Origin of the sequence: Microcoleus sp. Z1_B2, from assembly GCF_036700325.1 — a bacterium.
Taxonomy (GTDB): Bacteria; Cyanobacteriota; Cyanobacteriia; order Cyanobacteriales; family Microcoleaceae; genus Microcoleus.
Genome location: NZ_JAUBOQ010000052.1, coordinates 1 through 14,205 on the forward strand (window position 1 = coordinate 1; position 14,205 = coordinate 14,205).

General features: G+C 44.3%; 9 protein-coding genes and 1 pseudogene. 8 read left to right on the forward strand and 2 right to left on the reverse strand.

The genetic code is table 11. From position 1 onward, the window contains the following. The first annotated feature begins 94 nt into the window (after positions 1-94). From QT984_RS24520 to QT984_RS24530, 3 genes are all read left to right on the forward strand, one after another. The gene (locus QT984_RS24520; protein ID WP_333375167.1) at positions 95-1,531 is read left to right on the forward strand and encodes an ammonium transporter; all 1,437 of its coding nucleotides are present in this window, start codon (positions 95-97) and stop codon (positions 1,529-1,531) included. A gap of 238 nt (positions 1,532-1,769) precedes the next feature. Beyond that, positions 1,770-2,975, forward strand: a complete 1,206-nt coding sequence (locus tag QT984_RS24525) for a 4-hydroxy-3-methylbut-2-enyl diphosphate reductase (RefSeq protein ID WP_333211992.1) — start codon at positions 1,770-1,772, stop codon at positions 2,973-2,975. 534 nt (positions 2,976-3,509) lie between these two features. Continuing rightward, positions 3,510-3,653, forward strand: a complete 144-nt coding sequence (locus tag QT984_RS24530) for a hypothetical protein (protein WP_333056986.1) — start codon at positions 3,510-3,512, stop codon at positions 3,651-3,653. Positions 3,654-3,678: 25 nt separating this feature from the next. Here QT984_RS24530 and QT984_RS24535 read toward each other — a convergent pair. After that, a pseudogene (locus QT984_RS24535) lies at positions 3,679-4,262 on the reverse strand (IS1 family transposase); the annotation flags it as partial. 172 nt (positions 4,263-4,434) lie between these two features. Here QT984_RS24535 and QT984_RS24540 point away from each other — a divergent pair. Continuing rightward, positions 4,435-4,899, forward strand: coding sequence for a hypothetical protein (locus QT984_RS24540; protein ID WP_333056987.1), 465 nt, complete (start codon positions 4,435-4,437; stop codon positions 4,897-4,899). A gap of 97 nt (positions 4,900-4,996) precedes the next feature. Here the strand turns inward: QT984_RS24540 and sds are convergent, their stop codons facing one another. After that, positions 4,997-5,968: a solanesyl diphosphate synthase gene (gene sds / locus QT984_RS24545; protein ID WP_333211994.1), complete on the reverse strand. Its 972-nt coding sequence runs from the start codon at positions 5,966-5,968 to the stop codon at positions 4,997-4,999. Between the two features lie 1,743 nt (positions 5,969-7,711). On the opposite strand from sds, the gene QT984_RS29875 reads away from it, so the two are divergent. From QT984_RS29875 to QT984_RS24560, 4 genes are all read left to right on the forward strand, one after another. After that, the gene (locus QT984_RS29875) at positions 7,712-7,879 is read left to right on the forward strand and encodes an ATP-binding protein (RefSeq protein ID WP_333211996.1); all 168 of its coding nucleotides are present in this window, start codon (positions 7,712-7,714) and stop codon (positions 7,877-7,879) included. Positions 7,880-8,037: 158 nt separating this feature from the next. Further along, positions 8,038-10,581 (forward strand): CBS domain-containing protein, encoded by a 2,544-nt coding sequence (locus QT984_RS24550; RefSeq protein WP_333056989.1) that lies wholly within the window; start codon positions 8,038-8,040, stop codon positions 10,579-10,581. 60 nt (positions 10,582-10,641) lie between these two features. Beyond that, positions 10,642-11,040, forward strand: a complete 399-nt coding sequence (locus tag QT984_RS24555; RefSeq protein WP_333056990.1) for a response regulator — start codon at positions 10,642-10,644, stop codon at positions 11,038-11,040. Next, positions 11,037-14,195 carry a PAS domain S-box protein gene (locus tag QT984_RS24560; RefSeq protein WP_333375169.1) on the forward strand — a complete coding sequence of 1,053 codons (3,159 nt, stop codon included), beginning with the start codon at positions 11,037-11,039 and terminating at the stop codon, positions 14,193-14,195. The genes QT984_RS24555 and QT984_RS24560 overlap by 4 nt, the downstream gene beginning before the upstream one ends. Positions 14,196-14,205: the final 10 nt, after the last annotated feature.

A 14,205-nucleotide genomic window follows, 5' to 3' on the forward strand; every position in this document is an offset into this window, starting at 1 on the left:
GCTCAAAGTAAAAGTGAAAGGGGAGGGACTTGAAGCCTCCCATGTCTATAAATGACTATACTTTTACCAGCTATGAGAAGGTACAACAACTAACGTGATCAAAAAAAGTTTAATGATCGGCATCATCGCGCTGTTGCTGTTAAGCGTGCCGCTAACGGACAATGCCTTAGCTCAAGATGCTGCTGGTACTGCTGCGGTGGTGCCAAATCCGATCGACACCGGCGATACGGCCTGGATGTTGGTTTCCTCAGCACTGGTATTGCTGATGACACCAGGGCTGGCGTTTTTCTACGGGGGACTGGTGCGATCGCGCAACGTCCTCAACACCATGATGATGAGCTTAATCATGATGGGACTGATCGGCGTCACATGGACGCTGTGGGGCTACAGTTTGGCCTTTGATGTCACCGCCAGCAACCTAAATCCTAAAGGGTTTGGGCAAGGGATCGAAAGCTTCATCGGCGGCTTCGACTGGATGTTCTTGAACAACGTCACGGCGGACACACCAGATCCGATCGGCTATGCACCGAGAATACCCCACCAAGTCTTCATGGTGTACCAGATGATGTTCGCCATCATAACTCCAGCCTTGATTTCCGGGGCGATCGTCGAACGGGTAACATTTAAAACCTATTTCTGGTTCGTGCTGCTGTGGTCTACCTTTATCTACTCTCCTTTAGCTCACTGGGTTTGGGGTAGAGGCTGGCTGGAGGCGATCGGAGTTTTAGACTTTGCCGGCGGCACAGTCGTGCACATCAGTTGCGGTGTTTCAGCAGTTGTCGCAGCTTGGGTAATCGGGCCCCGCAAAGACCACTTGAAGAAACCCCACACCCCCCACAACGTACCCTACGTCTTGTTGGGAATTGGGATGCTGTGGTTTGGCTGGTTTGGCTTCAACGGCGGTAGCGCTTTGGGAGCTGGTTCTTTAGCAACAGTGGCTTTTGTCACCACGATGATTTCAGCAGCAGTCGGCGGTTTAACTTGGACAATTGTCGAATGGGTGCTCAGAGGCAAACCGACAGCAGTGGGAATTGCTAGCGGTTTCCTCGCGGGATTGGTCGGCATCACACCTGCCGCTGGATTCGTGCTGCCAGTGGGAGCGCTTTTGATCGGATCGATCGCTTCGGTTTGTTGCTTCTTTGCCATTAGCTGGCGCGCTAAGCTTGGATTTGACGACTCTTTGGATACCTTCCCGCTTCACGGCGTCGGCGGAACTGTGGGCGCGATTCTGACGGGCGTGTTTGCCACTAAAGCGGTTAACGCTGCCGGAAAGGACGGGCTGTTTGCCGGGAATCCGGGGCAAATCGGCACCCAGTTGATAGGCGTTCTAGCTACTTACGTGTTTGCGGGTGTCGGCACTTTTGCGATCCTGAAAATTTTGGAACAGTTTATGGAACTGCGAGTGCCGTCATCTGCTGAAGACAAAGGTTTGGATATTGACTTGCACGGGGAAGAAGCTTACGGTGAGGATTTTGGCGGCGGTTTCAGTTCGTTTGAATCGAGTTCTCCTTTTGCGCCGAAGAAGATTTGAAGCTGATTATTTGAATAAGTTCGATCGTGTAGAGATGCAGGTATCTGGGTCTCTACGCTTTTTTTTAAGTTTTTTTTAACGAGCCGCGAAGGCGCGTTCATTCTTTCTTGGCTCTCAATTCAATGTGTCGATCGTATAAATAGCATATGCCCTGTTTGCTACTGAGCCAATAAGTCCGATCGCACCCCAGGCATTCTAAAATCAAAGGTAATTAACCTAGATTTCAACTCGATACCGCATGGATACTAAAGCTTTTAAACGATCGCTCCAACAGTCGGAAAACTACCACCGCAAGGGTTTCGGACACGAAGCTGAGGTAGCTGGGGTAATGCAGACGGCTTATCAAAGCAGTCTGATCCAGCAAATTCGCGACAATAATTACAGACTGGAACGTGGGGCTGTCACGATCCGGCTAGCTGAGGCTTTTGGCTTTTGCTGGGGGGTGGAACGCGCTGTAGCTATTGCTTACGAGACTCGCCAGCATTTCCCAACCGAACGGATTTGGATTACTAATGAGATTATTCATAATCCGTCTGTCAATCAGCATTTGCGCGATATGGAAGTTGGTTTTATTGCTGTGGAAAAGGGGCAGAAAGATTTTTCGGTTGTCGATATCGGCGATGTGGTAATTTTACCTGCTTTTGGGGCCAGCGTCCAAGAAATGCAGTTGCTTAATGATAAGGGCTGCAAGATTGTTGATACTACTTGTCCTTGGGTTTCTAAGGTTTGGAATACTGTTGAAAAGCACAAAAAAAAGGATTACACTTCGATTATTCACGGTCAGTATAAGCATGAGGAAACTGTTGCTACGAGTTCTTTTGCTGATAAGTATTTGATTGTGCTGAATTGGCAAGAAGCTGAATATGTCAGCAATTATATCTTGCATGGGGGCGATCGCGCTGAGTTTCTTACTAAGTTTAGTAAGGCTTATTCTGCTGGTTTTGACCCGGATCTGGATTTAGAAAGGGTAGGAATTGCTAACCAAACTACTATGCTCAAAACTGAGACAGAGAATATTGGCAAGTTGTTTGAAAAAACAATGATGCGGAAGTTCGGACCGGAGAATTTGAGCGAGCATTTTCTGAGTTTTAATACTATCTGCGATGCGACTCAGGAACGGCAAGATGCTATGTTGAGTTTGGTTGAGGAAAAGTTGGATTTGATGCTGGTGATTGGGGGTTTTAATTCTTCTAATACTACGCATTTACAGGAAATTGCGATCGACAAAACTGTTCCTTCTTTTCACATTGATTGTGCGGAGCGCATTTTACCGGGAAATCGGATCGAACACAAGCCTTTGGGGGGAGATTTGGTCGTAACTGAAGGTTGGCTACCGGATGGTAAAATTGTAGTGGGCGTGACTTCGGGTGCTTCTACGCCTGATAAGGTTGTTGAAGATGCGATCGATCGCATTTTCGCGATGAAAGCGGCTGCGATTGTGTAATTATATTGTTTCGGGTGCGATTCGTTTAGCCGAGTGCGACCTGATAAGGTTGTTTAGTATGGGAAGCCCACTTCCCTACCGGATTCACACCCGCTACTCCCACGTAAAAAACTTCATTTGAAGTCCGGTCATGCCTCAAGTAAGCAGTCAACAACCCGGTACCGATCGGAGTGTGCGATTCGTTTAACCTAAAGTAAGTTAAAAAGCTTGCGAGACGGTTAGCCCAGTTGATGAGACTGGTGACAACTGGTTACATTTGAAGGTGAACCGCCATGCGGTAAGTCCTTCCCTCCAAGTGCAGGAGTGAAAGCATATCCCCTAGTTTACCGGGTGGCAACCAATAGGCTAAAGCGGGGTAGCCCTGTCAAGGTGTTCTTTATTCAGGCATTCTTGGTGAATCTTGAACGGCAACGGTCGCTGGCGACAAGCTTGGCAACCTTACGAATAAACTTAGATCGGCGACTGTTGCCGTTCTCTTCGATTTGCGGGTATCGGTATAATGGTTGAAACCTTGTAGGACTAGCATACAAGCTATTGGCTCACCCCATCTTGCAGTATTTAGGAGAAACTGCTGCCTCTATGACTGATGTGATGCAATTTCTGGGAGATAGTCCACCAAAGTTACTAGCTAATTATCAAATCAGAATCATTGATGGCAACTGTTTAGCTGCGGGGTAGTAATAAATATGTAGTGATTAGATATTTATTGGCTCAAAACATAGTTGTAATGATGGATAAAATACCAAATAGCACCAATATGGTTTTCTAACTTTTTAGAAAATGAAAGAGTTTTTCTTACGATCCGAAAAACACGTTGGCGCAAAGTATTATTAAATCTTTCAATGTGATTAGTTTTTCCACTGTCTTTCCCAACTGGCTGAGGGCGTAGCGAAGGAAAAATACAAGCATATGCAGCCCAAAAATCTGTATAGCAAACAGCACATTGTCGATATACAGAAGGTAGAGAATTCCATAATTGTTTGGCTCCTTCTTCGCTACGATCACCAATATAAAGACCAATAATTTCTCTGGTCTCTCTATCCATTGCGGCGCCACACCCATTGCTTATTTTCTTGGTAATCTACAAATGGGCACAGTTCATCACATTCAACATTCAATCTGACTTTTTTTAGGTTTAACCTTTACTCTGCGTTCGAGTGAGGCATATTTATTATTTACGTAATCCTGTAACCATTTTTGAGAAACACCCGTGCTTCTAGCTATACCAGCCAAAGAAATATTCTCCAAAAGAAGTTGATCGATTAAATCTTTTGTTGCTGAGCTAATTACCATGAAAATGTGGAATCCTCGATTCACGCGACGAGTCATCCCACACTAATCGAAGCGACAAGCGTGTGGGGATTCCCGTCTGACTAGCTAAACTCCAAGGGGTAATATATACTTGGATGCGAACCTGCTAACCTGAAATTTTTAATTTTAGATATCAAAGAACTGACTGATGGATTTAGACCAACAGATTCAAGCATTGATCGAAAAAGCTCCGCCCGACGGTTCGACGCCACAAATCTTAAAGGCGATCGCCCCGGCCCTGGTGTTAATTGCCCAACAGCTACAGCACCTTGAATACTCGATCCTGCAAGCGGTAGACCAAAGTTGGGCGATCGTGGTTTTGAGCAATCTCAAGCAACCGGGACGGGAGAAGAGGGTGATTTATGCTTGGAGCAGTATTAAAGATGCGTCGCAGGCTGCGGCTGCTGGGGGCGATCGCCTCAGACCGGTGCTTTTGCCTGTCACTCACATTTTATTTCAGATGATAGCTCTCGAAGGTCTTGACAGCATTGTTTTTTTTGAAAGTCCCGGAAATCAGGAAGTCGGGACGGAAATCCCTCGCGAGCAAGTACAGAGTTTAATTAACGTTTACTTGCAACAGTATCGATCGGCTCCACCGCCGGATCTTGCCTAAACAAATCAATTTTCTATTAATTGGTAACAGGGCATTAGGCATTGGGAATTCCCCATTACCAATTCCCCATTACCAATAAAGTGTAACTTTTTAACCTCTAATAAAGTCTACTCAAAACGTATTCAGCCAAATCAATCAAAGCTTGGCGGGACTCTGAATGGGGCAGCGCAGCTAAGTATTCGACTGCTTTCTGTGCGTGGTTTGTGGCTAGTTCTCGCGATCGCTCTATGCCTCTAGAATCTTCTACCAGTGCCAGGGCCTGCTCTAAATCTCCTTCTTGGGCAAATTCCCGTTCTATGAGAACTTCCAAGTAAGGTTTTTCTTCTAGGGCAAATAGTGCGGGTGCTGTCAGATTACCGCTTCTGAGATCCGAGCCTGCAGGTTTCCCCAAAGTTTCCGTTGAAGCGGTGAAATCTAATATATCATCTACTATTTGGAATGCCAAACCAATGTTTCGCCCGTAGTTGTACAAATCGTCTGCTATGGACGCTGAAACCTCGCTCAAACAGCCCGCTGCTTTGGAACTGTTGGCAATTAAAGACGCTGTTTTGTAATAACTTTTTTCGAGGTACGCTTCGATCGACAAGCTGGTGTCAAATCCATTTAGTCCCTGTTGAATTTCCCCCTCAGCTAAATCCATAATCACTTCTGAAAGCAGTTTGACTACTGGCAGGTTGTCGAGATTTGCCAAATGCCAGGAAGATTGAGCAAACAGAAAGTCTCCCGCCAATACTGCCACTCGGTTGTTAAACCGACTGTGAACCGTCGGCACTCCTCGCCGCAGATCCGACTCGTCCACCACGTCGTCGTGCACGAGACTAGCTGTGTGGATCATTTCCGTGATTTCAGCGAGGCGGCGGTGTTTTTCTGTGATTTCCCGATCGGGCATAGTCGCCTTGGCCATCAACAGAACGATCGCGGGTCTCACTCGTTTTCCCTTTGTGCCGAATAAGTATTCTGCAGCCGCGTACAAGATGGGATGACGGGCACCCACTAACTGTTTTAAGTTTTCTGTCAACAGTCGCAGGTCTTCTTCAACCGAGGAAAATAGGAGAGTGCTAGAGATCATGGATACGCCGACTCAAGCCGTAAAGTAACAAAATTTTACATATCATATCTTTATTTTAAGGTAATTCTCTGCAATAGAAAAGAAAAATCTAGGATATCTGCAGTTATTTGTCATCTACCACCCGATGGGAGTCACCCGTCTGCCAGAGGCGAGTAGCCGGCTGCCAGAGGGGTTGCCCCTATTGTATCGAATTGTTAAGGACCTTGCCAAAAATTCTCTAAATCCCAGAAACCCTGTGTTATTATGGGTATTAAGGATTTAAACAATTCTATACATTAAGTACAGCCAGACGGGCAGGTAGCTATTAGGTGCCTGTAAAAGTTTCGTAGAGCCAGCCTTGTTAGTCGATCGCAGCCAAAATTTCTGGTACAGATTTTTAGTTCCTCGCGGCTAAAAGTTTTCAGAAGTTAAGAGTAGCGCATCTTATGTGCACGGTAGCTCAAAGCAGCTAAAGTGGATGGTTTTAGGCTGTTTAAGCATCTGTAAAGCAGTAAATCATTGTTGATGACCGGGAACGCCTAAATGTTCCCGCAGGCTTGATATGGAAAAACAGCCTTCAGAACCAAGGCATGGTCTTGCGTGCTGACTTAATGTAGTAGGTCTTGAACTTGTCCTGCTCCTCCTCGTCCTTGACTTTTGGTTCTAATTATGATTTATCGCGATATTCCTCTAATTATTCCCATTCTGGCCGCCGGCTATGTAATGACTATTTATGTAGTGCTGATGTTGGCCCAACGCAGCGCTAAAATAACTCGATTGGGCGAGTAGTGCACTGCTGGGCAGCCGAAGTCGGCAGCAGCGCCCTCGCTTCACCCTTGAGAATTCGGAATACTCAATAATAACCCTGCCTTGAATGCTTGCGCGCAAAGGCAGGGTTATTATTTACAATTGCGGACACCCTGATTTTCTGGGCTGCTAGTTCCTGCAACACATAGCTACAGTTATCGATGTTCAATGCCAACAGCCTCTGAGGCAGGATATTATAAGTAGCAGCTTGTATCGCTCACGACAAGTTTCATGTCAGGGAAACTCTGCCAATGTTCCGAGAAAGCTATTAATTTTTTGTCAAAAACGCTGATTTTGAAGTTGTCTGCTATGAGGAAAAACTCGCAATATTCCTATTTTTCAGGACAAGAACTTACAAAAATAAAACACGAAATTTCTGAATCGAGCATCCGGCTTGCTCAACATAAGGAATCCATAAATTTGCACTGCAATTACATATTTCATCAAAGGGTGCTTAAGCTGTTGTGCATTTAATTTGTATGTTGAGGGCGGGCAGGATGCCCAACCCCTACTCCCCACAAGAGGAAAAATTTATTTTACTATGCAATTTAAATGCGGATTAGCTTAACTTGCTGAGTCAGTCAGATAGTCTCTGCCATTTATTCACAGCTTGCCAAGAAGATCATCTGGTACACAGAGAGCCACAAAAGTAATTTTTAATTTCAAAAATATTCTCGATATAAATGTATGGTAGAAAAGTAATTGCTACTATTAATAACCCCTTAAAAATTCATTAATTTTTGATTAAAAGACTACAACACCGAGTAGAAATTGTCAGAGAATCTTAAGCTACACTGCCTAAATAGTTGTGTAATCCAGACGAACTAAAACAATTTTCGATAAATCTGATGCACAATGGTTTACAAGCGATAGATAATTGCCTAATTTTAAAATTAGAGGTGAGAGAAGAAAATCAGAGCCGGCGCTCGTCAGTGGCAACTGAATTACTTGGTAATTTTGCCACGAATATGTGACCCGTTGTTTACCACAAAACCCGCCGACGAAGGCAGCGGGTTGGGACTGGAGATTGTTAAAAAAAGTGTGGAAAAACATTTGGCTAAAATAGAAGTAACATCAGTTATCGGCCAAAGGACGTGTATCGTGCCAATTCATATCGCCGTTTAGCGCGATCGCACTAAAAATCATACCAATGCGGGACTAAAATGCAACTTTAGACCGATGTCAATTCTCTATTGCTGTGAGGATACCGCGACTGTAAAATCTGAAATCTAAAATGGTATTAAGTGGCGGTTTCCCCTGCATCTATCCCCCTTGATTTGCCCATGTCACCAACAGTTTCTGATACTCAAAGCTTGCTAGAACAGGCGATCGACCCCAAACCGCCGGTGCTGCCTCCAGACACACCCTTGAAAGTCGCAATTGCTGCCATGACTCAGGCGAGTGCCAGTTGTATTTTAATCGCGTTTGAGCAGAAATTGCTCGGAATTTTTACAGAACGTGATGTTGTGAAAATAACTGCTAGCGAAATACCGCTAGCAGGGGTGGCAATTTCTGAGGTGATGACTGAAAACCCGATCGCCCTGAACCTCGATCAAGGGGGAAATATCTTCAAAGTATTGAGCATATTGGGATCGAAAAGAATCCGTCATTTACCCCTCCTAGACGAAGGTGGCAAGTTACTAGGCGCTATCACCTGCGAAAGCATCCGTCAAATCCTCAAACCGGCCGACTTGCTAAAAATGTGGCGCGCCGAAGAAATTATGACCACACAAGTAATAGTTACCTCAAGCAGCGCTTCAGTTTTAGAAGTCGTAAAACAGATGAGAACCCAGCGAAAAAGCTGCATAGTCATTTGCACTGACAGCGACAACAAAAATCAGAAACCTGTGGGCATAATTACAGAACGCGATATTGTTAAATTCCAAGCTTCGGGGCTAGATTTCGCACGTACTCCCGTCACCGCCGCGATGAGTTTTCCGCTGATACCGTTGCAGGTAAAAGCCACCTTGTGGCAGGCTCACCAGTTAATGCAGCAGCACGGCATCCGGCGCTTGGTGGTGGTGGACGAGGAAGGATATTTAGCCGGAATTGTGACTGAAATTAGCCTGCTGCAGGCCTTAGATCCGGTAGAAATGCACGCAAATGTCGAGCTTTTGCAGGAAACAGTCGCCGACAAAATTCAGGAGTTGAACAAAATGAACGAAGAATTGCAAAAAGAAGCGTTGCGGAGAACTGAAGTCGAGGAAAAATTGCGACTCTTAAATGATAATTTGGAAGAACAAATCAAACAGCGAACTTTAGAATTAATTAATGCCAACAGTCAGTTAAAAAAGGAAATACAAGACCGCACCACCGCTGAATCTGAAGTTCGCCGCCTCAACACCGAACTCGAACAGCGGGTTCTAGATCGCACAGTTCAACTAGCAGCCAGTAACGAAGAATTGCAGCAACAAATTAGCGGTAGAAAATTGCTCGAAGAAAAATTGCACTTTTCTGAAAGGAAAGTACGCGCCGTTTTTGAAGCGATGACCGACATCGTTCTCGTGCTAGATAGTCAGCGGAACATTGAAATTTTGCCAACGAATGTGGCAGCGATTTCTGAGTCTGATTTCGATATAGTCAGCTTGACTATAGAACATTTTCTTGACGATGACAACCCGGATGATTGGTGGGTCTTAGTCCAGCAAGTCTTAGAAACACAACAACCTATCAATTTTGACTACAGCTTAACATTTTGCGATCGCGCAATTTGGTTTTCTGCCTGCATTTCTCTGTTCTCAAAAGATGCAGTTATTTGGGTTGCCCGCAACATTAACGCCCGCAAAATAGCAGAGTCAGCGCTGTGCCAAAAAAATGCAGAGTTATCTCATACCTTAGAAGAACTGAAGCGGACTCAAAAAGAACTTATTCAATCAGAAAAAATGGCAGCCCTCGGACAGTTAATTGCCGGAGTTGCTCATGAAATCAATTCTCCTTTAGGGGCGATTCGCTCTTCTGTGCAGAACATCGCCGACTTCTGGACGGAACAGTTGCAGCAGTTGCCGATATTTTTTCAACAACTATCCCCGGAAAGGCGACAGGATTTCTTTGCTTTACTACACAAGTCCAGCCAAGAAACAGATACATTATCTAGTAAAGAAAAACGTCAGTTAAAAAAACTTTTGCAGGGTAAATTAGAATCAGAAAACATTGACGACGCCGCTAGTCTTGCCTGTACTTTATTAGATATCGGTATCGGCAATAATTTAGAACCTTTTTTACCTTTGTTGAAAGACAGCCAAAGTCGAAACATTGTACAAATCGCCTACCAATTTGCTACGGTACTAAAAAGTACCAAAAATATTGCTACTGCCACGGATAGGGCAGCTAAAATCGTTTTTGCTTTGAAAAGCTACTCTCGTTACGACCAGTCGGGTTCTAAAGTAATCGCTAATATTACCGACGGTATTGATACTGTTTTAACGCTTTACCAGTACCAAATCAAACACGGTGTGGAAGTAGTCAGAAACTATGGTACTAATTTGCCCTCTGTGCTATGCTATCCTGATGAACTCAGTCAAGTTTGGACAAATTTAGTTCACAATGCTTTACAAGCGATGGGTAACAAAGGCGTGTTAAAAATTGATGTCAAACACCAAGCGAATGCAATATCAGTCAGTATTACCGACAGTGGCCCCGGCATTCCCCCAGAAATTATGCCGAGAATTTTTGAGCCGTTTTTTACAACTAAACCTCCAGGGGAAGGCAGTGGGTTGGGATTAGATATAGTTCAAAAAATTCTGGAGAAACATCAAGGTGGACTGCAAGTAGAAAGCGTGCCTGGTCAAACAAAATTTACTATATCCTTGCCCATAGGAATCCCTTGATAGCAATAAAAAAAACCGGGAAATTACCCAATTTTACAATTTTAATATAAGTAAAGTTTTATGTCTAAACCAGTAATTTTGTGCGTTGACGATGAAGTTGTGGTCTTAAATAGTTTGAAAATTCAACTTAAAAAAGAATTTGGGGATGCTTACCTCTATGAAGTAGCAGAAAATGCAGATGAAGCTCTGGAAATTATGGAGGAAATTCAAAAAGAAGATGAAAGTGATATTTTAGTCATAGTATCTGACTGGTTAATGCCAGGGATTAAAGGAGATGATTTTTTGATTATGGTTCACCAAAAATATCCTAAAATTGTGAAAGTTATGCTGACCGGGCAAGCAGACGAAGTAGCAATATCACGGGTGAAAGAGCAAGCAAACTTGCACCGTTGTTTGTACAAGCCGTGGGAGCGCCAAGAATTAGTAGAAACTATAAAATCTGGTTTGACAAAAATATGAACAATAAACCTGTGATTATTTGTGTGGATGACGAACCGATAATTCTGGAAAGTTTGAAAATTGAGTTAAAAAAAACCCTGGGGGAAGAACACTTATTAGAAACCGCTGAAGGTGGCGAAGATGCTTTAGAGTTAATCGAGGAATTACTGGCAGAGGGCTGCGAAATAGTAGCAGTAATTTCCGACTATCTGATGCCGAATATCAAAGGGGACGAATTGCTGAAGCAGATTCACCGAATTTTGCCAAAGACTATCAAAATTATGCTGACGGGGCAAGCAGACTTAGAAGCCGTGGCGAATACTATTAAATATGCTAAATTGTACCGATACATATCGAAACCTTGGCAGTCGGAAGATTTGAAGTTGACGGTAAAAGAAGCGATTAACAGCTATTTTAGGGAGAAGCAATTAGCGCAACAAAATGCTCAGCTCCAAAAGCTAAATCAAGAACTGGAAACTTTAGTCGAGGAGCGGACTGCACAACTGCGCTTGTCTGAGGAAAAGTTTGCTAAAGCTTTTCGTTCTTCTCCCAACCCGATTACTATTACCAGATTTAATGACGGTCGTTATTTAGAAATTAATGAGGCTTTTTGTCAGACTATTGGTTATTCTGCTGCAGAAATTCTCGATCGCACGGCGCTTGAGTTGAATCTTTGGGAAAATATACAAGCCCGCGCCGAGTTGTTTAAACTGTTAGATGAAAAACAAATTATTCTGAATTACGAATTTAATTTTCGCACTAAAACAGGGGAAGTTAGAACGGGGCTGCTGTCAGCAGAAATCATTGAAATTCATGGGGAAACCTGCGTAATTTCTGTGATTCAAGATATTAGCGATCGCAAATTAGCGGAAGAAAAACTCCGAGCTATAGCGGCTTCTTTAGCAGCAGCGCAAAGAATCGCCCGTGTCGGTAATTGGGAATGCGATTTATCGGCCAACACAACTACTTGGTCGGAAGAATTATCTCGGATTTTTGGGATCGCTCCAACCGAGCCTGCGCCAACACTAACTGAGTTTTTGCAATACGTGCATCCCGACGATCGACAAAAGTGGCAAACAACGATCGACACTGCTATTGCTAGCGGGCAATCTTACACTTTGGAATATCGAATTCTGCGCCCGGAACAGAAAATTGTTGCGGATAATTCTCCGTCACAAATAAGTGAAGCCGGCTTCATCCGCTACATCGAAGCCAGAGGAGAAGTAGTTGTCAACCAACAAGGGCAAGTGACAAAACTATTCACAACTTTGATGGACATTACTCCACGCAAGCTAGCAGAAATAGCCCTTGCAGAGAGCGAAGAAAAATACCGTCATTTAGTTGAGACTTCCCAAGATATTATCTGGTCTTGCAATGCTCAAGGACACATTACTTTTGTCAACCAAGCAGTTAAACAAATATACGGTTACGAGCCTGAAGAAATGCTCGGCTGTTCTTTTAGCGATTTCTTGGCTCCCGGAGAAATAGACTGGAAATGGGAACTTCAGCAGCGCTTGCTGACGGGAAAAACTGTGTTTCAGTACGAAAATATAGTATTAGGAAAAGACGGTAGAAAGATTGATGTAAATACCAAGGCGATCGCGCGCATGGACGCTGAAGGCAACATCATCGGCACAACAGGCACTGCTAGCGATATTACCGAACGCAAACAAGCTGAAATAGTCCTGCAAAAAGCCAAAGAAGAAGCCGACAGAGCGAACAGGGCAAAAAGCGAATTTCTCTCGAATATGAGCCACGAATTGCGAACTCCCCTCAACGCAATTCTCGGTTTCAGCCAACTGCTTGCCCGCGACCCAGACCTCGATGCCGACCAACAGCAATACTTAGGAATTATTACCCAGAGCGGGGAACATTTGCTTGTTCTGATTAACAATATTCTGCAAATGTCAAAAATTGAAGTCGGGCTGGTGACACTTAATAATAGCACCTTCGACTTGCATAAAATGCTAAAAAATACTGAAAATATGCTGAAGCTGCAAGCCGAAAAAAAAGGGTTGCAGTTAATTTTTGATTGTTCACCAGCTCTCCCTCAATATATAGAAACTGACGAAAGCAAGTTGCGACAAGTCTTGATAAATGTAGTGGGAAATGCTATTAAGTTCACGGCAGAAGGTGGTGTCAACTTGAGAATCAAACATGAGTTGTTAAAAACTAAAAATGAGGGAGAGATTCAACCAATTGACAGTTGCTGTTTGCTATTTGAAGTGCAAGACACTGGTTCAGGAATTTCTGCGGAAGAAATGGAGAATTTGTTTAAACCTTTCGCGCAAACAGAGAGCGGGAAAAAAGCTCAAGAAGGAACCGGTTTGGGCTTGCCAATCAGCCAGCAGTTCGTTAAGTTAATGGGAGGGAAGATGACGGTAACAAGCACCCTCGGTCGCGGCAGCATTTTTAGATTTGATGTTAAAGTTTCGCTCCCTAATGCAGTGGAAATTCAGGTGGCTCAAACAGCTCGCCGAGTGGTGGGCCTGGAACCCGGACAGCCAGAATACCGGATTTTAGCTGTTGACGATCGCCTGGAAAGCCGCTTGCTGTTGGTTAGAATGCTGACATCCCTTGGCTTTGCGGTGCAGGAAGCTGAAAATGGGGTTCAAGCTGTGGAAATGTGGTCGAGTTGGGAACCTCATTTGATTTGGATGGATATGCGGATGCCGGTGATGGACGGTTACGAAGCTACTAAACAGATTAAAGCGCATTTGAAAGGTCAAGCAACGGTGATTATTGCTCTGACTGCAAGTGCTTTTGATGAGGAGCGATCGCTGATTTTGTCTGCTGGTTGCGATGATTTTGTAGCGAAGCCTTTTCGGGAGCAAGTGATTCTGGAAAAGATGGCTAAGTATCTGGGAGTCCGCTATGTTTACGATCGAGAAGCTTCGCTAAGTTCTGATGCTGCGGTGTCCGGCGAGGTTTCCAGGGTAAGTGAAACGGCTGATTTGGCTTTTACGCTGAATACTTCATTTTTGGAAGCTATGCCTGCGGAATGGGTTGATGAATTGTATTCTGCGGCGGATGCGGTTGATAACGAGGAGATTTTTCGGCTGTTGTTGTCGATTCCTCCTATTAATGCTAGTTTCGGCAACGCGATCGCCGATTTGGCGAATAACTTCCGGTGCGATCGGATTATCGATTTGATTGAGGAGTTTAGAAATTGTTGAAGGATGAAAG

Excerpts from the sequence above, each read along its gene's own strand:
- QT984_RS24525 (WP_333211992.1), top strand. The coding sequence starts at position 1,770 with ATGGATACTAAAGCTTTTAAACGATCGCTCCAACAGTCGGAAAACTAC.
- QT984_RS24550 (WP_333056989.1), top strand. The coding sequence starts at position 8,038 with ATGTCACCAACAGTTTCTGATACTCAAAGCTTGCTAGAACAGGCGATC.
- QT984_RS24555 (WP_333056990.1), top strand. The coding sequence starts at position 10,642 with ATGTCTAAACCAGTAATTTTGTGCGTTGACGATGAAGTTGTGGTCTTA.
- QT984_RS24560 (WP_333375169.1), top strand. The coding sequence starts at position 11,037 with ATGAACAATAAACCTGTGATTATTTGTGTGGATGACGAACCGATAATT.
- QT984_RS24540 (WP_333056987.1), top strand. The coding sequence starts at position 4,435 with ATGGATTTAGACCAACAGATTCAAGCATTGATCGAAAAAGCTCCGCCC.
- sds (WP_333211994.1), bottom strand. The coding sequence starts at position 5,968 with ATGATCTCTAGCACTCTCCTATTTTCCTCGGTTGAAGAAGACCTGCGA.